22 protein-coding genes are annotated in these 21,253 nt (G+C 42.2%); 15 read left to right on the plus strand and 7 right to left on the minus strand.

What is annotated here, in order from left to right:
- The first annotated feature begins 80 nt into the window (after positions 1 to 80).
- Together AA980_RS10455 and AA980_RS27210 are read left to right on the plus strand one after the other, a co-directional pair.
- Positions 81 to 1,004 (plus strand): CPBP family intramembrane glutamic endopeptidase, encoded by a 924-nt coding sequence (locus AA980_RS10455; RefSeq protein ID WP_034725144.1) that lies wholly within the window; start codon positions 81 to 83, stop codon positions 1,002 to 1,004.
- 36 nt (positions 1,005 to 1,040) lie between these two features.
- Positions 1,041 to 1,208, plus strand: a complete 168-nt coding sequence (locus AA980_RS27210) for a hypothetical protein (RefSeq protein WP_156351216.1) — start codon at positions 1,041 to 1,043, stop codon at positions 1,206 to 1,208.
- A gap of 286 nt (positions 1,209 to 1,494) precedes the next feature.
- Here AA980_RS27210 and AA980_RS10460 read toward each other — a convergent pair whose 3' ends face one another.
- The 3 genes from AA980_RS10460 to AA980_RS10470 all read right to left on the minus strand — a co-directional run bounded on the left by AA980_RS10460 (position 1,495) and on the right by AA980_RS10470 (position 2,984).
- The gene (locus tag AA980_RS10460; RefSeq protein WP_024030871.1) at positions 1,495 to 2,253 is read right to left on the minus strand and encodes a YheC/YheD family protein; all 759 of its coding nucleotides are present in this window, start codon (positions 2,251 to 2,253) and stop codon (positions 1,495 to 1,497) included.
- 251 nt (positions 2,254 to 2,504) lie between these two features.
- The gene (locus tag AA980_RS10465; protein WP_047771536.1) at positions 2,505 to 2,723 is read right to left on the minus strand and encodes a DUF2922 domain-containing protein; all 219 of its coding nucleotides are present in this window, start codon (positions 2,721 to 2,723) and stop codon (positions 2,505 to 2,507) included.
- A gap of 42 nt (positions 2,724 to 2,765) precedes the next feature.
- Entirely contained in the window at positions 2,766 to 2,984 is a 219-nt protein-coding gene (locus AA980_RS10470; protein ID WP_047771538.1) for a DUF1659 domain-containing protein, read from the minus strand.
- A 1,056-nt stretch (positions 2,985 to 4,040) separates the two neighbouring features.
- Here AA980_RS10470 and AA980_RS10480 point away from each other — a divergent pair.
- Both AA980_RS10480 and AA980_RS10485 read left to right on the plus strand, forming a co-directional pair.
- Complete coding sequence (locus AA980_RS10480) at positions 4,041 to 6,752, plus strand: beta-glucosidase (protein ID WP_024030991.1); 2,712 nt, start codon at positions 4,041 to 4,043, stop codon at positions 6,750 to 6,752.
- Positions 6,753 to 6,956: 204 nt separating this feature from the next.
- Positions 6,957 to 8,519 (plus strand): right-handed parallel beta-helix repeat-containing protein, encoded by a 1,563-nt coding sequence (locus AA980_RS10485; protein ID WP_024030992.1) that lies wholly within the window; start codon positions 6,957 to 6,959, stop codon positions 8,517 to 8,519.
- Between the two features lie 193 nt (positions 8,520 to 8,712).
- On the opposite strand, the gene AA980_RS10490 is transcribed toward AA980_RS10485, so the two are convergent.
- The 3 genes from AA980_RS10490 to AA980_RS10505 form a co-directional block, all read right to left on the minus strand.
- Positions 8,713 to 9,405: an LrgB family protein gene (locus AA980_RS10490; protein WP_024030993.1), complete on the minus strand. Its 693-nt coding sequence runs from the start codon at positions 9,403 to 9,405 to the stop codon at positions 8,713 to 8,715.
- Positions 9,375 to 9,782, minus strand: a complete 408-nt coding sequence (locus tag AA980_RS10495) for a CidA/LrgA family protein (RefSeq protein WP_034725232.1) — start codon at positions 9,780 to 9,782, stop codon at positions 9,375 to 9,377. Before AA980_RS10495 ends, AA980_RS10490 begins: the two co-directional genes overlap by 31 nt.
- Positions 9,783 to 10,063: 281 nt before the next feature.
- Positions 10,064 to 10,717, minus strand: coding sequence for a GntR family transcriptional regulator (locus tag AA980_RS10505; protein ID WP_024030953.1), 654 nt, complete (start codon positions 10,715 to 10,717; stop codon positions 10,064 to 10,066).
- Positions 10,718 to 11,423: 706 nt separating this feature from the next.
- Between AA980_RS10505 and AA980_RS10510 the strand changes: the two genes are divergently transcribed.
- From AA980_RS10510 to AA980_RS10555, 11 genes are all read left to right on the plus strand, one after another.
- On the plus strand, positions 11,424 to 12,284 hold the full coding sequence (locus AA980_RS10510; RefSeq protein WP_024031267.1) for an alpha/beta fold hydrolase: 861 nt from the start codon (positions 11,424 to 11,426) through the stop codon (positions 12,282 to 12,284).
- Between the two features lie 16 nt (positions 12,285 to 12,300).
- On the plus strand, positions 12,301 to 13,020 hold the full coding sequence (locus AA980_RS10515) for a carboxymuconolactone decarboxylase family protein (RefSeq protein ID WP_024031266.1): 720 nt from the start codon (positions 12,301 to 12,303) through the stop codon (positions 13,018 to 13,020).
- A 16-nt stretch (positions 13,021 to 13,036) separates the two neighbouring features.
- Positions 13,037 to 13,723, plus strand: a complete 687-nt coding sequence (locus AA980_RS10520) for a CoA transferase subunit A (protein WP_024031265.1) — start codon at positions 13,037 to 13,039, stop codon at positions 13,721 to 13,723.
- Entirely contained in the window at positions 13,720 to 14,388 is a 669-nt protein-coding gene (locus AA980_RS10525) for a 3-oxoacid CoA-transferase subunit B (RefSeq protein WP_024031264.1), read from the plus strand. The genes AA980_RS10520 and AA980_RS10525 overlap by 4 nt, the downstream gene beginning before the upstream one ends.
- A 2-nt stretch (positions 14,389 to 14,390) precedes the next feature.
- Positions 14,391 to 15,521 (plus strand): muconate cycloisomerase family protein, encoded by a 1,131-nt coding sequence (locus AA980_RS10530; RefSeq protein WP_024031263.1) that lies wholly within the window; start codon positions 14,391 to 14,393, stop codon positions 15,519 to 15,521.
- Positions 15,522 to 15,593: 72 nt separating this feature from the next.
- Positions 15,594 to 15,908, plus strand: a complete 315-nt coding sequence (locus AA980_RS10535) for a DUF3870 domain-containing protein (protein WP_024031262.1) — start codon at positions 15,594 to 15,596, stop codon at positions 15,906 to 15,908.
- 25 nt (positions 15,909 to 15,933) lie between these two features.
- Positions 15,934 to 17,127 (plus strand): thiolase family protein, encoded by a 1,194-nt coding sequence (locus tag AA980_RS10540; protein ID WP_024031261.1) that lies wholly within the window; start codon positions 15,934 to 15,936, stop codon positions 17,125 to 17,127.
- A 296-nt stretch (positions 17,128 to 17,423) separates the two neighbouring features.
- Positions 17,424 to 18,686 (plus strand): MFS transporter, encoded by a 1,263-nt coding sequence (locus AA980_RS10545; RefSeq protein WP_024031260.1) that lies wholly within the window; start codon positions 17,424 to 17,426, stop codon positions 18,684 to 18,686.
- Positions 18,687 to 18,984: 298 nt separating this feature from the next.
- Positions 18,985 to 19,164, plus strand: a complete 180-nt coding sequence (locus tag AA980_RS10550) for a YajG family lipoprotein (RefSeq protein ID WP_034725460.1) — start codon at positions 18,985 to 18,987, stop codon at positions 19,162 to 19,164.
- Positions 19,142 to 19,324: a hypothetical protein gene (locus AA980_RS26895; protein ID WP_152681127.1), complete on the plus strand. Its 183-nt coding sequence runs from the start codon at positions 19,142 to 19,144 to the stop codon at positions 19,322 to 19,324. Before AA980_RS10550 ends, AA980_RS26895 begins: the two co-directional genes overlap by 23 nt.
- Positions 19,325 to 19,387: 63 nt before the next feature.
- On the plus strand, positions 19,388 to 20,362 hold the full coding sequence (locus AA980_RS10555; RefSeq protein ID WP_024031259.1) for a hypothetical protein: 975 nt from the start codon (positions 19,388 to 19,390) through the stop codon (positions 20,360 to 20,362).
- A 189-nt stretch (positions 20,363 to 20,551) separates the two neighbouring features.
- On the opposite strand, the gene AA980_RS10560 is transcribed toward AA980_RS10555, so the two are convergent.
- Positions 20,552 to 21,160, minus strand: coding sequence for a TetR/AcrR family transcriptional regulator (locus AA980_RS10560; RefSeq protein ID WP_024031258.1), 609 nt, complete (start codon positions 21,158 to 21,160; stop codon positions 20,552 to 20,554).
- Between the last annotated feature and the right edge of the window lie 93 nt (positions 21,161 to 21,253).

Raw genomic sequence — 21,253 nt, forward strand, 5'->3', positions numbered from 1 at the left:
ATTCATATTTTTGAAAGGGTTTTTAAAACTTCATAAAGAATTAATATATATATATATTTAGGTCTTTTATCATAGGAAGGATGGTTTTATTGAAAGCATTATCTGAACTAAAAAATGAAACATCACGTCTAAAGGAATTTCTAGTATCTCATCCGTTAAGCTCATATTTTATCATGGCGTTTTTATTTTCTTGGCTATGCTTAATCCCTTATATCCTTTGGCAATGGGGTATCTTGCCGAAATCGCAAAATTTAGCTATTTTCCACGTTGCAAATGTTTTCGTTGGTCCGATGCTATCAGCTTATATTATGATTCGGACGCTCGAAGGAAAAGAGGCTTGGAAAAATATCCGAAAAAGCATATGGCAAGTCAGAATCGGCTTGAAATGGTACATATTCGCCCTTTTAGTCATCCCTGCTGTCATGTATATTGGAATGGTGATAGTAAATAGCGGGGCCCCTGAATTCGAAGGTCTTTCATCAAAGTTTTTTGTAACATACCCTATTTATCTTGTGGTTGTTTTCTTTGGAGGCGGACCGTTTCCTGAAGAAATCGGATGGCGGGGTTTTGCGCTGCCAAGGATGCAAAAAAGGTTTGGCGCACTAAAAGCAACTTTACTTCTGGGACTACTATGGGCCTGTTGGCATCTGCCGCAATTCTTAACCAGCGCGCAGCATGGCGGTCCGGGCACCCATTTTAACACCTTTGCAACCAATTTTCCCATCTTTATCGTATGCTGCATAGCGATATCGATTATTCTGACCTGGATCTATAACAAAAAGCAAGGAAATCTGTTTAGTGTGATGCTCGTTCATGCAAGTATAAATACGTTTAGTATGATACAACCATATGCTACAAATCCTTCTTTGAAAGATATGGATGTATCGTTCATGATTGTATTTGTTTTATTGGCTCTAATTGCTCTCATCTCCACTCGTGGTAAGCTTGGATATGATAAAAATTCTTATACCGTACTTGCTGAAAATGTAAATGCCGGAAGATAGCATTTATTTATGCTTCTTGAAAGGTGGTACGCAATAATGAAACCATTACATAGGTTTTTTTTGAATTTTTCGATTTTCTTTATAGTGGGTTTAATACCTAATGCTATTTTTAAACATAATCTAAACGTTATTACAGCCTTTTCAGTGGCATTAGGATTATCTTTAGGGATTTATTTTTGGGATAAAAAAGACAAAACAAAGTGATTTCTTATTAAGGTAACGGGTGCGATTCTAGAACGTGAATTGCACCCTTTCTTTATTGTTATGGGTGCGGTTGTTAAACAACATTTTTCGAAAAATTGGATTCTATTAAATTAATCGAACCAAAAAAAGAAGGGTTGCAGTTGAACAGGATGGTGCCGATTAGAACAAGGATATTTTTTTCAATTTTTACTGCCTCCTATAAAGTGGATTTATACGACTTTATGGGAGGCCGGTTGTCCAAGAAATTCATAAGGAATAGGGGGAGTAAATAATAACAATTGACGAATTAGAGGCTTTTGCGATTCTGAACAATTTCCTGCCAGAGCTTTGGGTCTATAAGGTAAAATCCTGCAATCCCCGCGTTTTTGTTTACTTCAAAGATTATTGGGTTTAAATTAGTGTCTACCCCAACATCAATTCCAAATTCTCTTCCAGGGTATTTGTTTGCTATTATTTCGGAAGCTTCAATGGATACATCATTTATTTTTTCTAAAAGTTCTCTTTCTTCTTTTGGATTTAACCTAAGGTAATGTTTCAAAAGTCTCTGAATAGGTAAAATCTTTGAGCCGCGACGTCTATTTACGATACCATTGTTATCAAGTCGTTCAGAGTTAAAGTTTGCAAGTATGCCGCCAACCTTCCACTCGCCACTGACAAATTGGACATGAACACGAATACTGAAAGGTTGTCCAGTTTTAGTTACGCTTTGAATCCCTTCCTGAATGATATAAGGGTTTAATCTCCCGAAGCTTTCAAATGGATGTAATAGTTTATGGATCTGTTCAATGGTCAGTTTTTGATTAATCGGCTTTCCCTGCATAGAATAGCCATTTAGGGAATGAAATTGGTTTTGCCCCTTAGTGATTTTAAAAACTCCTCTTCCTTGGCCGGAGGTAGCGTGTTTAATGTAGATGACGTCAAATTGAGTTAAGAAAAGCCGTAAATTTTTTAGTGAATATTCAGTAGTTGTTGGAATATATTTGGGGTTTAATCTGCTAGTGTTTAATAATTTAAACTGTTCCAGTTTACCTAATCTTTGAACCAAATTTCTCACCACCTCACAAAATATTGTCTTATTATTTTATTAAAATGCTTTTAATTTGTATGGGGAGACCGGTAAATGATTAGAAAAATTTTCATTTGAGACTGTCCTTTTGGACTTTTACATTTTAACCCGCCGCAAAAAGGGGCGGCAATTGAATAGGAGGCGGGGGGATCGGAGGGAGAGGAAGGTATCCTACAAGTAAACCACTTAAAAGGCCGGCTTCGTTTGTTGCGAATCCGGCCTCTACCTTATTAAACAAGTTCGTAATCCGTTACATTGCGTTCGATGACTCGTGCTCCTTTAGCAGCCGCTAGCTTTCCACTGGCTGTTGTGAAAACTCCCGATGCAATAATCTGTTCCATCGATTGTTTCACGAGAACTTCATTAACCGGTTCTCTTGGATTGTCTACCGAAATGCTTGCCGTCTTTCCAAACTCCGTATCAAATTGTAATACCAATGATTTTGCCATTTCCTTCACCTCCGATCATTCAAATTTCACCAAGCCAAACAGTTAAGCTAAAATCTCAGTACTGTCATTGCGTTCCACTTTGTTTAGCGTGTCTTTGCACAAAACAGAGATTGCCTGTGCAGCTTGAAACAACTGATCTGTCGTTGCCTCATTTTTCACATTACTAAACGTTTTAGCTTTGTAAACTGGCTTTCCTTCGTCATTAATCCCCGCTTCAAACACCAAGCGAAGCTTTGTTCCTAGTAATAATTCCATTGCCATTGTCGCCACCTCCTTTCACCTTCTATTTATAGTTTTAGAGGGAAAAAGGACAGGGTAGGGAAAATAATTTTTGGGATGAGGGGACAGGAGCGTTGTCCCAGTCGCTTGGTCCACTCACACCTGAACCTTCTTGATTCATGATAAAACCCGTAAGAGTGTCTTAATGTTCTCCTTATTTTGTATTCACCTGTTTGGTGAAGGACTAATCGCTGTTAATTACGACATATTTCTGGCCGCTTACTACATATTTTCTGAAACATACGACATAATTCCGTTCACTTATTACCTCTTTTTCAGAACTTACGACATTTCCTGGATATTAATTGGAAAATGTCTGGAACTTCGAGAATTTACGACATATTTTCAGCCGATTGCGACGTACAAAGTCGATGTAGAAGCCCTCTACGTAGGTATTTTCGTGGAGTTAGCGCCAAAAAGTTGAAGTAGAACCCCTCTCTTTCAAAATCCCCCGCCGATTGTGCCCGTCCCCTCGATTTTCCCGAAGGAATGGTCAAAATCCCCCGCTGATTGTGCCCATCCCCCTGATTTTCCCGAAGGAACGGTCAAAATCCCCCGCCGATTGTGCCCGTCCCCCCGATTTTACCGAAGGAACGGTCAAAATCCCCCGCCGATTGTGCCCATCCACTCCATTTTTTCGAACTTACGCCACAATATCCTCCAATAACACTCCAGTACGTATTTAAATTATTTCATGCCTCCTTCGTATTCAAAATAATATTGAGATAATAATTTATCGAATAAATAGAAGTTCTTCCAACCTTTTAAATATATTTAAAATAATGAAGTATAACTTCATTTGTTTTGATTGTATATTTTGGAGAATCATTGATTTATAGGGCTTTTAATGCCATTGGGGACTTTGGGAGCATTACTAATCTCGTGTTTTTTGTTGCTGTTTTGTAATTAGCCGTTCATTGTAGCGTAATAGTATTTCGTTATACTTGTATACAAGTTCGTCGGTAAGGGAGAGATTAAATTGATAAACCGAATGATTTAACTACTAATGGACAAATAGATAATAAAGGGAGATATAAGATGATAAAACGGATTTCTTTAATTTTTATGACAGCAATGATCTCCATGTCTTCATTAGTAATTCCTACTAATGCGGAAGAGACCAAACCCTGGATGAACACCCAGCTCTCTGCTGAGGAGCGCACCGAGCTGCTTCTCGATGCGATGACGATGGAACAGAAGATCCAGCAAATCGCCATCTCGCGCTTCAATGAGAACGACAAAGGTGAGACGGTCGTCATCAAAAAGGGCGGTACTAGTAAGTACCAGAACGGCGAATTCGCGCCAGAGGGTACACTGCCTGGTTGTGAGTGGCAGGACACTGGCCGTCAAATTAAGGGAATCGAAGAACTGGGTATCCCAACAGTTCGCATGACCAACGGTGGTACGGGCGTTAAGGGCGGATCGTGTCACAACGACCCAGTGGCGACTGGCCTTCCGTCTACTCCAGCTTTGGCTGCGACATTCGACCGCGAGCTAAACTATGAGGCCGGCCGAATCCTTGGTGAGGAGACACGGGCATTCGCGCATCACGTGTTTCTCGGACCAGGTATGGACCTTATTCGTCACCCGTACGGTGGCCGGAACTATGAGTACTTCAGTGAGGACCCGTATCTGACAGGTATCCTTGCGATTGAGCAAACAAAGGGCATCCAGGACCAGGGAGTCCAGGTCCAGCTCAAGCACATGGCAGGAAACGAACAGGAAACCGAGCGTTGGACGATGGGTGTCCAGGTTCCCTCAAGGGCCATGAACGAGTTGTACATGTTGCCATTCGAGATGACCGTCAGGGATGCTGACCCAGCCTCCGTGATGTGCTCGTTCCCGGATGTTAACGGAACTTATGCATGTGACAGTTCTGAACTGCTTCAAGATGCCCTGCGGGACAACTGGGGCTTTGATGGTTACGTCATGAGTGACCGTCGCGCGATTCACGACACAGTAGCTGCTATCAAAGCGGGTACGAATGTCGAGCTCGACTGGGCACCACAGTACTACACTCAAGAGAAGATCCAAAGGGCTCTCGACTCAGGTGCGGTAACTGAGGACGACATCGACAATCTACTTCGTCCACGTTACATCAAGATGATCGAGTTTGGCCACATGGATGAACCTTACGACAAATTTATGCCGGAGATCGTCGATCCGATGGCCAACGGCGCTAGCGCACTGAAGATGGCCGAGGAAGGCTCCGTGCTGTTGAAAAACGACAACGGCTTCCTGCCACTGGACGGCGAGCCAAAGTCGATCGCGTTGATCGGCATTGAGACGTACGCTGGTGAGGCAAAGATGTCACCTCGCTCTGTTCGTGACGACAATGATTATGTAGTGACTCCATATACTGTCACACCACAAGAAGGCTTAGAGAATGTTATCGAAGAGATGGGCTACAACACTAAAGTGACGTACAACAATGGCAGTGACCCGAAAGCTGCTGCCAAGTTAGCTGCTGAGTCCGATGTCGTGCTTCTCATGGTCGGCGACAACCCACATGAGACTGTGGACCGTGATACCCTTGGATTCCCAGCCTTGAACCTCGAAACGGGCTTGGCTGAGCAGGAGCCGGTGATCGACGCAGTTATGGAAGCTAACGGGGAGAATACTGTTGTGGTAATGAAGACTTCCGGTACGTCGATAATGCCGTGGTTGGATGAGGTACCTGCAGTTCTTCAAGCGTGGTACCCAGGTATGGAGGATGGCAATGCCGTTGCTAACCTAGTCTATGGTAAGGTTAATCCATCCGGTAAGCTTCCTATGACGTTTGGTGCTACCGAGCGTGAAGCTGCTTTCGCGACTGAGGAGCAATACCCTGGAACTCGTCAAGACACTGGCAAGCCAGGTGGCCCTGGCCCGTACGGTGACGGTTCCGACCAACTAATTGCCAAGTACACTGAGGGTCTAGAGATGGGCTACCGCTGGTATGAAGCCAACGACGTGAAGCCGGTCTTCCCATTCGGATACGGCTTATCGTACACGACTTTCAAGTATGATGATCTGAAGGTGAAGAAGGTCCGCGGTGAAGGCAAAGGCAATAACGGCTCGTTGTCCGGTATTGACGTGTCCTTCACTGTCACGAACACTGGTAAGGTTGCCGGTAAAGAAGCGGCACAGGTCTACCTGACACTGCCGGATGAGGCGGGGCAGCCGACTAAGCGACTTGTCAACTTCGAGAAGGTTGACCTTGAGCCGGGTGAAAGCCAACAGGTGACTGTAAGGATTAACCAGGCTGACTCCAACCACCCGTTCTCTTATTTCATTCCGGAAGAACCAGACAACCTGGCGAACTGGGCTGACGGCGAGTGGGCTACTGTTGACGGAAAGTACCGCGTGCATGTCGGTGGTTGCTCGGCAGACACCCCGTTGGAAAAGGACGTCCCGTTGAACTTCAAACTCAGCAAGGATGACAGCAAGGGGAACGGAAACAACGGCAACAATGGAAATAACGGAAACAACGAAAACAACGGAAACAACGGCAACAATGGGAATAACGGGAACAATGGAAACAACGGAAATAACGAAAAACATGAAAAAAATGAAAAGCATGAAAAAAATAGAAATAACGGAACCATCGGAACCATCGGTACCAATGTAAATAATGTAAACAATGGGAAATATGAAAATATCGATAAATATTGGAAACAGTGGAATCGATGGGAACAATGGAGACCATGGAACCAATGGAAACAACCGACACCATGGAAACAATGGAAACAATGGAAACAATGGACATAATGTGGTTAATGGAAATAACTCCTAACATTAGGCCTCTGGCAAAGGGATGACGTCGGCGACCCGGTAAGTGGCGTCAGGCATCCCGAATATAGTGAGCCCGCGGACCTCGGCGTGAAACGCCGAGCTCGCGGGCTTACCGCTTTTCTCGACGCCTCCAAGGGCGACGAAAGGGAACAAAAAGAGTCAAGGAAGGATGTGAGAGGTATGATGAAGGAATCCGTTCGGAGCAGCCGGCGAGGTCCGGCTCATTTGTGGTGGGTTGCCCTTGGCTTAGTGGTTCTCTTGACCGCATGCACCGTCAAGGGAACCGAAGAGCCAGTCGGGAGCAATGACGTCGTGGAGCCCGCCCCGTCCGGGCACGGCGACTGGCAGGTCCCCGGCTTGGTGGACCGGTCCGGGGCGCCAATTGAGGTGCCGACGCCGGAGCCGGCCACGGGCAAGACGCTGGACGTCACGGACTTCGGGGCAGATCCGGATCCGGACTCACACGACGACGCACCAGCCATCAGGAAGGCCCTGGACGCAGCCGAACCGGGTGACGAAGTCTTCCTGCCGGCCGGCACGTATGACTTGCGCTCCACTGACCCAGCCGACAAGTCGGCGAACATCGTGTTGCGCAACGGCGTGCACCTTCGCGGCGAGGGCCAGGAGCGCACCGTGCTGCTGACCTCGCTTGACGGCGAGAAAGACAGTCGGGTAATCCGCGGCTCCGGCGTCCACGATGTCATTGTCGCTGACTTCACCATCACTTCCCGTCATGAGGGACCACTCGGCGACGACCCCAACGACGGAGACACGGGTGGCGGCCCGATGTACGGAATCCACATAGGAGCCCGTGAAGGGAAGGCAAGCTCCCGGATCCTAGTGGAGAACTTGGGCATCCGCAGGTTTGAGCGCCACGGCATTTCCGTAAAGGCAAGCCGTGAAGTGACCCTCTCTGGAAACTACATCAGTGAGGCAACTGCCGTTGGTCCCGGCGGCCAGGGCTACGGCATCGCTATCGAGGGCTCAGCGGATCAGCACGACCCGGATGCCGCCAACGATTCCCGGCACAACGTTGTTATCGGCAACACCTTCGATGGCAGGCACCTAAGGCACGCCATTCTACTGCAGTTCCCCACGCACAACAATCTCGTGGCGGAGAACACCATCGTCGGCAGCCTCCTCGACGCTATCGACCTGCACGGCGAGGGTGAATACTTGAACGAGGTCCGGGACAACACAGTCATCGGCGGGCAGCGGGCGGGCATCGCTCTGGGCAATCCCGGCGGGGCCAAGAACAAGCACGACGCCTCAGGACCTGGAAACTGGGTGCACTCAAATGACCTGATTGGAAACCGTCAGGGAGTCCTCGTCATCCTGGGAACTCCTGACACCCTCATCGAGGACAACAGGATCACCGCCGGGAAGGATTCGAAGACCGGCATCGAGGTCCGCAATGCGCCGGGCACGGTATTGCGCGATAACCTCATCACTGGAGGAACTGACAGGTTCTGGGCCATCCAGCTCAGTGAGGACCGCGGTACTGATGGACGGGGCAAAGGAATCCCCTCCGGCCTCAGGGTCGAGTACAACGTCATTCGACAGGCGGCCAACGGTATCAGGATCGATGCCGGGGAGGACCTCAGCATGGTCGAAAACGTCGTCGACGACATCGGCGGAGCCAAGCTGAGGGTGGCCGACGGGATCGAGGTGAGCCGGTCGGCCCAGGGGTCCAGCTCCACCAGGGCATCAGGGGTATCGAGATCGCGGGAAAGCGCCCGGTAAGGGCGCCAGCACCGCGGCGCCGTCGGTGACTCCTCCCTGGAGACCCCCTCTTACTTAGTTGGGCAGAATAGCGCCTTTTCTTAAATCGATACCAAATGTAAAAGTCCAATTTCCAAGGAGTATATAAAGGAAATTGGACTTTTATTTTGTAGGGAGATAGGTTTCTTACATATTTTATTCGTGAGAGGTTTTCTCAAATGTGAAAAATCCACACGACAATTGGTCCTAAAAAGGAGCCAATGATTGCAGACAATGTCATCGTAACGGAGCTCATCGAAAAGGTCAGTTCACTGTATTCGGCAGCTTTAGAAGTTCCCATCGCATGTGAGGCGCTGCCAAGAGCGATACCTCTGCCAACGGGGCTATACACCCGCATAATTTTAAAGATAGTAGGAGCTGCAATTGCACCAAAGATTCCTGCCACCATAACGCCAACAATTGCCATTGAGACATTTCCTCCCAATCCTTTAGTTACTTCTATCGCAACAGGAGTAGTAAGGGATTTAGGGATAATGGAAAGAATTAATGTCTGATTTATCCCGATTATCTTAGCCAGGAGGCCAATACTGACCATTCCGGAAATTGCACCGATCAAAACTCCACCTAATATGGAGAATAAGTTATTTATTAAAAAATGACGTTGTTTATACAAAGGGTAAGCAAGTGCGACAACGGATGGACCTAAGAGTGAACTAATCCATTGCCCGCCAATCATATAGCTTTTATAAGGAATATGAAACACTGAAAGGATAACGATAATAAGAGTAGTTGCAGTTAAAACCGGAATTAAAAATGAGTAAGAATACCGTTTATAAATTCTAGTCATTAAAAAATACACGACGATGGTTAATAAAATCATGCAGAATGCGAAGAGAATTTGCTGCATTCCTTATCATCCTTTCTTTCTTGTGCTTTTTTTTCAAAAAATTGACTTGCCGTTCCTGCTATTGCAATGGTAATGATGGTGCTTAATAGGATGGCAGCAACGAGTAATGCACCTTGAATAGAAAGTAAGGAAGGATAGTTCATGATTCCAACTGTTGAAGGAATAAAAAATAACATTAATGTACTTAACAGAAAACCGGCCCCATTTTCTATATACTTTACTGGAACTATTTTCAAGCATAAACAAATGAAAAGTAATAGGAGGCCGATTATACTACCCGGAATGACGAGGTGAAATAGGTTGTGAATAACGGCTCCGATGTAGGAAAAAATAAATAAAATGCATATTTGCAAAAGGATATTGAGAAATTTTTTCATGTTGTGTTGCTCCTCTTTTTGGAAGCAACTTCCCTTCTTTCGTTTTTTTTGATTGGCTGTGTTAAAGGTGAATGTTGATTTCCATTCCAGGCGCGTGCGGTTCGCGGGGCGGGCGGTGAGCCTCCTCGGCGAATTGCGCGCCTGCGGGGTCTCACCTGTCCCGCTGCTCCCGCAGGAGTCTCGCGCCTTCCACTCCAATCAACATTGTGCTCATAATCAACAATGTTCTTTAACATAGCCTTTTGACTAAAAAATGAATTTCATCATTTCGCCTTTTTTTTTTACTCCGTAAGATTTGCGATTATGGTGCTATATGTGTTATTAAGATGGCTCAAAACAGCATCCGTTGTTTGCCGTAAATTCCTTGCTTTTAGCCCCTCAATAATTAATTTATGTTCGTCATAAACCTTATCTAAGCTCAATCCTGTCTTTAATGCAGCGAATCCACACCAATTAAAATGGTCAATGAGGTTTTCGATTAATTGATATAGTCGCTTATTTTGACTTAGCTCTGCGAGGAACAAGTGAAAGGAAGTATCATAGTATACAAACTTTATAGGATCTTCCTTAAAGTCGGATAGCTGTTTATCCATCTTCTCAATCTGATAGATCGTTTCATTATCGAGAAGAGGAATCAGAAGTTCGATGACCAATACTTCGTTAGCCTTTCGCAGCTGGAAAACTTCATCAACATCGCGTCTATTAATGGTTTTGACCAAAATTCCTTTTCTTGGTACAGATTGAATCCAGCCTTCTAGTTCTAACTGTTGCAAAGCTAATCTTAATGGGGTGCGGCTGATTCCAAGGCTATCACTAAGTGAACGTTCATATAACATCGATCCAGGTTCAACTATGTGTTGAATGATTCCTTTTTTAATTTCTTTATATGCATGATCTTTAAATAATTGGGGCTGTTCCGCCTTTAAAAAACTCATCTATTTTCATCCTTTATCATTCAGTATTATTAAAAATTTAAAAAAAGGGGAAAAGAAATGTGGCATCTGGAATACCAGATGCCAATTTAAGAAGTTTATCATTTGTTGCATTTTTTTGCAACCTCGTATATCGGGGTCAGCCCCCTGCTTTGATAAGCTACCGAACACTCGCTTTTAAGAAGAATTCAGCAGGCTATTAGCCCAAATAATGATGTTTGAGTGGAGCTTGGGTCCAAACATCGAAATAGAATCCGTCTACTTGAACATTTGAGTGGAAGGGTCCAGCGTTCTTGCTTTCATTCGAAAAGCTATTGTAATATTTCTAAAATTGTATCATAATAGAGAATAACCACATAAAAATGCCTGTTTATTAACTATTAAAAAGTAACCCTTTTTAATATACATTAATAAACATAACGGCCTTTTAAAAATGAGCGATTTCATTTGTTTGCAAATGTTATCTGCCATTTTTAAAAGGCCTTTTTTATTTCATGGCTGTGTTAAAAGTGGATGTTGATTTCCGTTCCAGGCGCTTCGCTTTCCGCGGGGCGGGCGGTGAGCCTCCTCGGCGCTCATGCGCCTGCGGGGTCTCACCTGTCCCGCTGCTCCCGCAGGAGTCTCGCGCCTTCCACTCCAATCAACATTGTTCTCAAAATCAACAATGTACATTAACACAGCCTATTCCAAAAAATGAGGAGCTGCAGTTATGGAATTTTATAAGAAAACGATTAATGGCAAAGATATTCAGATTGCGGACTACCCAGGAGAGAAAGGTCCAATCATTGCTATCCATGGTTTAACAGGAACTTATAAAAACATGCACTACTATGCTGAAAAGTTTAAAGGTAAATATAGATTTATTGCGGTTGATTTACGTGGCCGTGGTAATAGTGCGGAAACCGATCCAGAACCATCAATATTTAAACATGCTGAGGATATTTTGGGATTAATCAAGGAACTAAAGATTGAGAATCCTATCTTACTAGGACACTCAATGGGTGCATTTATCTCATCAATCGTTGCAAGTAGATTGCACACAGTCAAAGCAGTAATTCTTCTTGATGGTGCTGCCAAAATGTCTGATCACCAACAAGGCATTGTAACCCCCTCCCTAGGTCGAATTAGCAGGGAATACAAATCACAGGAACACTATGTTGAAGAAATCAAAAGAATTTACGGCAATTTGGGGATTGCTTGGGATAAGACACTCCAACGTGCAGTTGAATATGAAGTTGGGTCTGTTGGTGACCATTGGGAAAATAAGTCGACGGAATCCAGAATTCTAGCCGATTTTGAAAGCTTTTATCAGTTTGATCCTAAACAAATCTGTCCTAATATTACTTGTCCAGTCTTGCTTGTCTATGCAAATGGCGATATTGGTACAATGCCGCCATTGTTCTACTTAAACCATTACGAAGAAACACAGTTCTATACAAAGAAGCTAGAAACAGTCATCTCGGATTGTAACCATTACACCATGGTGTTTGAAAACCGCGAAGATATTAATGGTTATATTGAGTCGTTTCTTAAGAAGTGTGAAACTGCATTGTCCCCGATTCGAAATTGAGTGGAGGTATGAAAAAATGACTAAAGGCTTAACTTATTTCAAAGAGGTGTATGATACAGTGCCCGACTGGGTTCAAAAAATGCATGATTATAATCCTATGATGCTTGATACGTATACAGCGATAAGGGGAGAGGCATTTAGTGACGGGGCATTGTCGCGGAAAGAAAAAGATGTGTTGATTGCTAGTATGAATGCTGCCCGTTTATACCCGCGAAGTATGTTGTACCACACGAAAGGTGCTATTGACCATGGACTCACTCTTCCAGAATTGGTTGAATATTTTCTAGTCGCTTATCTGTACAACGCTGCAGCATTGAAAACGTCATTAGAAGCTTTCTCCTATGCATTGCAGCTTAAAGGGGTAGATGTTGAGCAGCTATCAACATCCCCTGAAACCATTGAAGAGATTATCCAAGTATTTGTAAAGTGGATGGGTGATGAAGATACTCGTTTCATAGAGGAAACCCTTGAGGTAATTAAATCAGGCAAGAAGGCTGCGATAGAAGAGAAAGTTCTTGGTGAGGGAAAAGTCTCAACACGTTTAAAATATTTAAATATGGTAGGAAATTACATTGTGGAATTAAGAGGTAAAGAGGCTGTCGCATGGATTGAAAAGGCAAGGCGAGCGGGTGTCTCAGAAGCCGATTTGGCAGATTTGGGGTCGATTTGTATTCTTACCGCAGGAATTCCTACCTGGTTTGAACTTAGTGATTCCCTGAAATTGCCCAATCAATAGAACGGAGGGAAAAGAGATGGCAAATATAAGGCAGGATATTCATGATGCGTTATCTTGTATTAAAAATGGTCATACCGTAATGGTTGGTGGTTTTGGCTTAGTAGGCGCTCCCTTAACCTTAATTGATGGTTTGACAAAGAAGGACGTAAAAGATTTAACGATCATCAGTAATAACCTTGGTGAATCAGGCAAAGGGTTAGGTATTCTATTAAATCAAAATAAAATAAAAAAAGCGATAGGTTCCTATTTTACCAGTAACCGTGATGTGGGTGAAAAATATCAAAAGGGTGAAATTGAATTACAATTACTTCCACAAGGTACATTAGCTGAATCAATGCGCGCCGGTGGTGCTGGTATAGGTGGGTATTATACAACGACGGGTGTTGGGACTCAGTTGGCTGAAGGTAAAGAAGAACGTGAGATTAACGGGATAAAGTATATATTTGAACCAGCCATTCGCGCGGATGTTGCCCTTATTCGTGCATATAAAGCAGATCGATTAGGCAATCTTTCTTATTACAAAACAGCCCGTAATTTTAATCCGGTGATGGCAACCGCCGCAAATATGGTGATTGTAGAAGTTGATGAAATTGTGGAACCCGGCGAGCTTTCACCTGAAGAAATTATTACACCTCATTTATACGTTGATTATATTGTTGAAGCACAACAAGTATTAACTAAGGAAGGAGTTGTAAACAAATGAGTACCAGAGAAAAAACAATAGTAGATAAAAAAGAAATTCAGCATTTAATCGCAAAACGTGCGGCTAAAGAATTAGAAGGTCCCTGTATCGTCAATCTTGGGATTGGGATCCCGACTCTGGTAGCAGAATATATTCATGATGAAAATGTTTTTTTACATACAGAAAATGGGCTGTTAGGTGTAACAGATGTAGAAGAACAAGATATGGATCCCAACTTAGTAAATGCAGGGAAATTACCAGTAGGGGAAGCAATTGGAGCCTCCTATTTTAATAGTGCGGATTCATTCGCCATGATTCGCGGCGGGCATATCGATGTTGCAATCTTAGGGGTACTTCAAGTAGACCAAACCGGTGTGATTGCAAACTGGGCCGTTCCGGGAAAAAATATTATGGGTGTTGGCGGTGCAATGGATTTATTAGTAGGGGCGAAAAAAGTCATTCTCGCGATGACACACACAAATAAAGATGGAAGCAGAAAAATTTTAAAAGAATGTACGTATCCGATTACCTCTACTAGGAGTGTAGATAAGATTATTACCGAATTGGCTATATTTGAGGTAGTAAATAAAACATTGAGATTGGTTGAATTAATGCCCGGTGTCACAATCGAAGAGGTTCGTGAAAAAACCGAAGCCGATTTTATTGATAGTTTAGGAGATGTCTGACGATGAAAATACGTTCAGTTGATATATACATACTTGATATTCCGACAGTCCGCCCCCATCAGTTAGCGATGCATACAATTGTAGAGCAATCGATTGTTGTGGGCCGAATTATCAATGATGAAGGCTTAGAAGGCTGGTCGGAAGTTGCAACCATTGGTGGTGCTTCTTACGGTGAAGGGACCCCGGAAGCGATAAAAGCCAATATTGATAAATATATTACACCGCATTTAATTGGTAAAGACCCGATTTATTATTCTAACATCATGTTTGAAATTTCGAAAGCAGTAAGGGGAAATTATTTTGCAAAAGCGGTTGTGGAAACCGCGATGATTGATTTATTGGCAAAAAGCAAAAATATCCCGGCTTATGAACTATTAGGTGGGAAAATTCATGACTCTTTACCGCTAGCATGGACGTTAGCAAGCGGCGATACAGTAAAGGATATTGAAGAAGCGAAAGAATTTTTACGCCAAAAACGCCACAAGATCTTTAAATTGAAAATTGGTAAAGGGGATCCTTATAAAAATGTCGATCATGTTATAAAAATCATTGCTGCAGTGGGTGATCAGGCCCGTATAACAGTTGACGTCAATCAGGCTTGGGATGAAACAACTGCTAATTATTGTATTGAAGCGTTACAAGAGGGTGGAGTTTCGATGGTTGAGCAGCCATTACCAACATGGAATGTTGAAGGAATGGCTCGATTAACCGAACGTTTCAAAGTGCCGATTATGGCAGATGAATCGGCCAATTCTGTCCAAGAAATATACCAGATTACCAAGCATCGTTTTGGAAATTCAATTGCTCTTAAACCATGTAAACACGGCGGGTTAATAGAAACGAAAAAGGTAGCCGCGATTGCAGAAGGAGCGGGCTTTGGGTTATATGGCGGCACAATGATTGAATCTAGTTTAGGGACAGCTGTCTGTGCTTCTGTTTATGCAACGATTCCTGAATTTGAATTCGGTACTGAATTATTTGGTCCAATGTTATTTAAGGATCGGATTACCGTGAAGGACATCCAATTTAACAACTTTGAAATTGTTATTCCGGATGGACCTGGTTTCGGCATGGAAATAGATCTAGAAAAAGTGAAGCATTATTCAAGGGAATATTCGTACAGCTTAAATTAAGTTCCTATAATCAATCAGGAGTTTTGGTAAAATAAAGCATAACTATATTTTCTCTTGAAAGGGTGTTAAGGAATGGGATTGTCAACTGTTTTTATCTCTGCATATGCAAAAGCTCCACAAAATACACCGATGTACGAGAATAATAAACAAATCGGTGTAATGCTTGAAATCCATAAACAAAATCATATTGTCGTGAATGTAGATGCTACTTTTATCACAGCGTTAGCAAAGGATTATATAAAGCGCCTTATTGTAGGAACAGACTTTAGCAAAGACATTAGTCCGCTAATTACGGATGTTGAAAATGATTGTATAATTCAGTCACAACAAGCTTTAGTCGTTGCCTTAAAAGTAGCCCATCAAAAATATCACGATAACTTTTTATAAACTTAATCATACTGGGGATGATAACGTGAAGAGCGTTGTAATTGTAGATTCAGTTCGGTTAGCTATTGGTAAATTAGGCGGGACACTTGGAAATGAAAACGTCGACTTTCTTGGAGCCAAGGTAATCGAAGAGTTAATTGTCCGCACGAGCTTAGATAAACATGCGATTGAAGAAGTCATCATGGGCCAAGCAAAACAAAGTGCTGATGTTTCTAACTTAGCCAGAGTGGCAGCACTAAGGGCAGGGATTCCGGTTGAAGTTCCGGCATACACAGTGCACCGACAATGTGGTTCCGGTGTTCAAGCAGTTAACTCTGCTGCTCAACAAATTCAAACGGGTTTAAGTGATATCATTATTGCGGGTGGAGCTGAGTCGATGAGTACAGCCCCTTATTATGTGAACCATGTTCGTTTCGGTATAAAAGCAGGGGATACTCTATTAAAAGATCCAAATACCGCTAGTCAACCTGGATCCCAGCCAAGAGAAGTATATGGAGATTTAATAATGGGTGTGACAGCAGAAAATATTGCTGAAAAATATTCTATTTCCAGAGAAGAACAAGATGAATTTTCTTTAAGAAGCCAAGTGAATGCCCATAATGCTATTACAAAAGGATATTTTGAAAAGGAAATTGTCCCATATGAAATGAAAGGCAGAAAGGGAACTGTTACATTTAAAGTAGACGAACATCCAAGAGAAACTACGTTAGACAAACTTGCCAGTTTAAAACCTGTTTTTAAAGATGGCGGTACTGTAACTGCTGGCAATTCAAGCGGTCGTAACGATGGAGCCGCAGCGCTCCTAATAATGTCAGAAGAAGAAGCGCTTAAACGCGGTTACAAACCAAAAGTGCGTATCATTGCCCAAGCAGCAGCCGGATGCTCTCCCGAATTCATGGGGATGGGGCCGGTCCATGCAACATTAAAAGCACTAAAACAAACTGATTTAACAATAAATGACCTAGATATCATCGAGTTAAACGAAGCGTTTGCTGCTCAAGCTCTTGGGTGTATGAAAGAATTAGGATTAAACCCATATAAAGTGAATCCGAATGGTGGAGCGATTGCAATGGGACATCCTATCGGCGCAACCGGCGCCATTCTATTCACAAAATTAATCCATGAACTAGAAAGAACAGGAAAAAAATATGGATTGGTAACCTTATGTATCGCAGGTGGGTTAGGTATATCAACAATAGTGGAAAATTTACAAGTTTAGAAGTGAAGCATAGGGATTCTCTTGCTTTACGTCAAGAACCGTAAGAACCTTCACTTTTCTTTCAAAAAAAAAGGTGTTGAAATTATCAAAAAATTAATGTAAGGTAGAATTATCGAAATAGTTATCGCCTATTCATTAGCTATTAAAAAAATAACCTTTTTTAATATAAACTAGTGAACCAAATGGCTATCTTAAACAACCACTATCATTTTTTTTTGATAGTAACGTTTAGGATAGCCATTTTTATTGCAATTATGTAAACGCTTTAAATATTTTTTGAAAAAAGGGGCGTATTTATGAAAAAAACTCAATCAAATCGCAAGTGGGTTATTGTATTTATTGCTTGTTTTCTAGGTCTCGTAGTAGACGGAATGGATATACAGGTGCTAGCATTAACCATTCCTAGTTTAATGGATGAATTCCAAATTACAAAAGCAGATGCAGGATTTATCAGCACATTATCTTTAATCGGCATGGCTCTTGGCGGAATCGTAGGTGGGTGGCTATCTGACCGATTTGGTCGGGTAAGGATGGCAACCTATATGTTGGTCCTTTTCTGTATTGGTACTGGATTGCTAGGGCTTGTTCACACATACGAGCAATTTCTAGCTATTCGTTTTATATCCGCACTAGGGATAGGGGCAGAATATTCTATCGTCATGATGCTTATGGCAGAATATGTACCAACCAAAAACCGCACGACGATATTAGGGTCATTGCAAGCAGCCTATTCAGTGGGATACCTAGTGGCAGCCCTATTAGCAAATGCCATCCTGCCAATTTACGGATGGAGACCTCTTTACTTAATATCGATTGTACCTGTCGTTTTAGCCATTTATATCAGACGTAAGATACCAGAACCTCAAGGGTGGATAGAAGCAAAACAAGCACCTAAAAAGGTCAAGAAAAATGAATGGGTCATGATCTTTAAAGACCCAAAAATAAGAACTATTTTCTTGTTCTGGATTTTTACTTCAACTTTTTTACAGTTTGGTTTTTATGGTGTAGGAACATGGCTGCCAACGTACCTTGTTGAGGATTTAGGTTTTGATTTCAAAAAGATGACTGGATATCTTGTTGGAACCTATACAGCTTTAATTTTTGGTAAGATACTTGCTGGTTGGTTAGCAGATGTCATTGGCCGCCGTGCCGTATATGTCATTGGTGGTGTATCCACTGCCATTTTCTTGCCATTCCTTATTATGTATCACACACCAAGTAATATAATTATTTTACTCACTATTTTTGGATTTCTTTATGGTACACCATACGGGGTTAATGGTACGTACATGAGTGAAAGTTTCCCGACGCATATTCGTGGAACTGCTGCTGGAGGGGCGTATAACATTGGGCGGTTTGGTGCTGCGATCGCACCTGTTAGCATTGGCATTATTTCACAAGCTCAATCAATTGGATTTGGTTTAGCCATACTTGGGGTTGCTTATGCATTAGCAGGAATTATTCCAGCTTTGTTTATCAAAGAAAAAATGTATGATCCATTTCAAAAAGACACCTCCAAAACAACAATTGGAGGCAATTCCAAAAGTCATTCTGCATGAGTGGGACCTTGTCCTTGCTCCTATATAATTTTAAAAACTTAAAAGACTAACTCAGATAGTTAAAATGCCCCTATAGAGTAGACACAAAAAGTCTACCTATAGGGGCATTTTTTTTGTAATAGTTACGGTGTCAAGTCACCACCCGAGTGACTGATTGTGGATTGGAATTCTACCGTATCTTCATAGGTAGATGAAGGACTAATTATTCTAAATAATTAGAAGTTTATTCCGAAATAATAAAGATGGAAGGTATACAAACAAACATACATACAACCTTGAGAAATATAGGGGGATTTTCGTGGGTAGATGGAACAAATGGATGGGGGCACTGATTTTACTGTTTATGTTAACTTCATGCTCTCATTCTTCACAGAAGGTAGGTAAGGGTGATTTTAATCCGAATATGTCAGCGACGGAAAAAGCAGTAGCCGAACAAGCGGTTTCCTATGAATTAATTGGTCATACATCTATCGTATGATGAAGTGATTCAGGCCTTAGGTAAACCTGCTGAAGAAGGGATGAGTGAGATAGACTCATCGTACACGTTGTATTACACGATTGGAAATCACTCACTATTTGTTGCTAGAAGTGATGGAGCGTTTTCCGGTGCACCGTTTGATTCGATTACATTAAAATAGCTGGAAAATCTTATTGTTTAATCCGATTGATAGAGAAATAGGACAACTTTGGGGGAATAGAAAGTGAGGAAGTATGTACTAGGGTTTTGTATGGTTGTGATGCTAGCAGGCATAGCAACAGCATGTACCAAGCAGGAAGATATGGTGATGGTCAATACAGGTATCGTGGAAGCTTTAAGGACATGGAGTGTCTATGAGGATCCGAAAAAGGCTTTTCCAGAGAAGGTGATTAAGATGGTGAACGCTATCGATCCAGCCTTTAATACCACACCATATACGGCAACGGAAAAGCCGCATATCATATCAAGTCATGACCTTATATATAGTCTTAGAAACGTAAAAGACCAAGTATCACATCAGGCCTATCTTAAGTTATATATGAATTTTGAGAAACGGTATTATGCTGTCTCTCAGACGAAGAAGAGTCCAATTACCATGATGAATAAGCTAGAAGCTGATTTGAATAGTTTTCGGACCGTCATACCCGATTCAAGTGAGGATCTCTATTTTCATGGACAAGTTTGTACCATCATTGATGAAATCAAGTGGTATCGTGAGAAGTATGAAAAAGGGGAAAAGGAAGATAAGTCGTGGAGAGAGGAAGAGATCGCCAATCGTTTAGCGATGCTAGCTGTGGTTGCTGAACTGGTTAATGATCACCCTGATATTCTCCAATTTAATGGGGGAGCTGACTTCCAAAGGTATTTATCCGACTTTGTTTCCGGTCTTGAAATGAAAGAAGCGTATCAAACGGAAACTCCGGCTGTCAATCACGTCTTGGAACAGCCTGCTACGACGGATGAAGACGAGAAAAATGCAGCTCTAAATAAAGCCATGGCGATTGTAAATGAGAAGATTGAAGGCATTGCTAGTATTGTCGCGTATGATGGGGATTTAGATACCAATGGTCAAACCTATTATGCCTTTTACTGTACGAGAGACGATCGATCAGGCGATTTCAGGCTATTCGTGAATTCGGGCGACTTTAAGGTTTATAAAGATAATCAAGGCTTTGAGACCGAATGGGTTCCTGAGTAAGATGAAAAAATAGGGACAGTCCCCGACCGCTTTAACGGGTGCCACTGAAAAGTCCTTTTATATTAGGCAATTGAATGTTTGATTTATTCAAACATTCAATTGCCTTTTTGTTTTATAAAAATAATATAAGAAGTAGAACTCCTCTACTTAAAGGTTTTCGTGGATTTCGAGCTAGAAATTGACATGCCCTTATTGGTGATCTCCAATATATTTAAATGAATACATATGCGTTTTCGTTAGATCAATGACTTCATGGATAAATTCCTCTTGGGTTACTTTGAAGCCATCTTGGATCCAATTATGAAGGAGTCCGTAAAAGCCGTAGGCAGTATAACGTTTAAAATAATCCATATTGACAGGGATATTGTTGATTGTTTCAAAAATAAATTGTTCTTGATAGATTTTTAAAATCGTTTGAGGGAACCGTGTGTGTAATCCTGGTAACGTGTCATCGTAGTTAATTAGTTCAAAAAAATTTCGGTTTTTATAGATATAAGAAACGATATTAAAAGATGGTGCATTTAGCGTGGCAGTATAAACTTTGTGACCAGGTACATGCGGTTTGCCTACGGAAGCTTCTAACCCTTGAAGCATGGAAACAAGTAAATCTTCAGCTAATTCAATTTTATCTGGGTAATGGATATAAAAGGTACTGCGATTATAAGCTGCATGATCGACAATGTTTTTTACAGTAACGGCATGGTAACCCTTCTCTTTTATGAGTTCAATCAATGCTTGCTTTAAATGTATTTTTGTCCGATTTTGTCGTTGAGATGTCGTAGTTTGTTCATTATTCATGAATAAACCTCCCTTAATATAGACAAAGTAATCATAAGTGTCTACCAAGTAGACACTCAATGATATCTTAATGATTGTTAAATGTGAACAAAA

It is taken from the genome of Neobacillus vireti (assembly GCF_001026695.1).
Lineage (GTDB): Bacteria > Bacillota > Bacilli > Bacillales > Cytobacillaceae > Neobacillus > Neobacillus vireti.

Excerpts from the sequence above, each read along its gene's own strand:
- AA980_RS10455 (WP_034725144.1), top strand. The coding sequence starts at position 81 with ATGGTTTTATTGAAAGCATTATCTGAACTAAAAAATGAAACATCACGT.
- AA980_RS27210 (WP_156351216.1), top strand. The coding sequence starts at position 1,041 with ATGAAACCATTACATAGGTTTTTTTTGAATTTTTCGATTTTCTTTATA.
- AA980_RS10465 (WP_047771536.1), bottom strand. The coding sequence starts at position 2,723 with ATGGCAAAATCATTGGTATTACAATTTGATACGGAGTTTGGAAAGACG.
- AA980_RS10470 (WP_047771538.1), bottom strand. The coding sequence starts at position 2,984 with ATGGCAATGGAATTATTACTAGGAACAAAGCTTCGCTTGGTGTTTGAA.
- AA980_RS10480 (WP_024030991.1), top strand. The coding sequence starts at position 4,041 with ATGATAAAACGGATTTCTTTAATTTTTATGACAGCAATGATCTCCATG.
- AA980_RS10485 (WP_024030992.1), top strand. The coding sequence starts at position 6,957 with ATGATGAAGGAATCCGTTCGGAGCAGCCGGCGAGGTCCGGCTCATTTG.
- AA980_RS10490 (WP_024030993.1), bottom strand. The coding sequence starts at position 9,405 with ATGCAGCAAATTCTCTTCGCATTCTGCATGATTTTATTAACCATCGTC.
- AA980_RS10495 (WP_034725232.1), bottom strand. The coding sequence starts at position 9,782 with ATGAAAAAATTTCTCAATATCCTTTTGCAAATATGCATTTTATTTATT.
- AA980_RS10505 (WP_024030953.1), bottom strand. The coding sequence starts at position 10,717 with ATGAGTTTTTTAAAGGCGGAACAGCCCCAATTATTTAAAGATCATGCA.
- AA980_RS10510 (WP_024031267.1), top strand. The coding sequence starts at position 11,424 with ATGGAATTTTATAAGAAAACGATTAATGGCAAAGATATTCAGATTGCG.
- AA980_RS10515 (WP_024031266.1), top strand. The coding sequence starts at position 12,301 with ATGACTAAAGGCTTAACTTATTTCAAAGAGGTGTATGATACAGTGCCC.
- AA980_RS10520 (WP_024031265.1), top strand. The coding sequence starts at position 13,037 with ATGGCAAATATAAGGCAGGATATTCATGATGCGTTATCTTGTATTAAA.
- AA980_RS10525 (WP_024031264.1), top strand. The coding sequence starts at position 13,720 with ATGAGTACCAGAGAAAAAACAATAGTAGATAAAAAAGAAATTCAGCAT.
- AA980_RS10530 (WP_024031263.1), top strand. The coding sequence starts at position 14,391 with ATGAAAATACGTTCAGTTGATATATACATACTTGATATTCCGACAGTC.
- AA980_RS10535 (WP_024031262.1), top strand. The coding sequence starts at position 15,594 with ATGGGATTGTCAACTGTTTTTATCTCTGCATATGCAAAAGCTCCACAA.
- AA980_RS10545 (WP_024031260.1), top strand. The coding sequence starts at position 17,424 with ATGAAAAAAACTCAATCAAATCGCAAGTGGGTTATTGTATTTATTGCT.
- AA980_RS10560 (WP_024031258.1), bottom strand. The coding sequence starts at position 21,160 with ATGAATAATGAACAAACTACGACATCTCAACGACAAAATCGGACAAAA.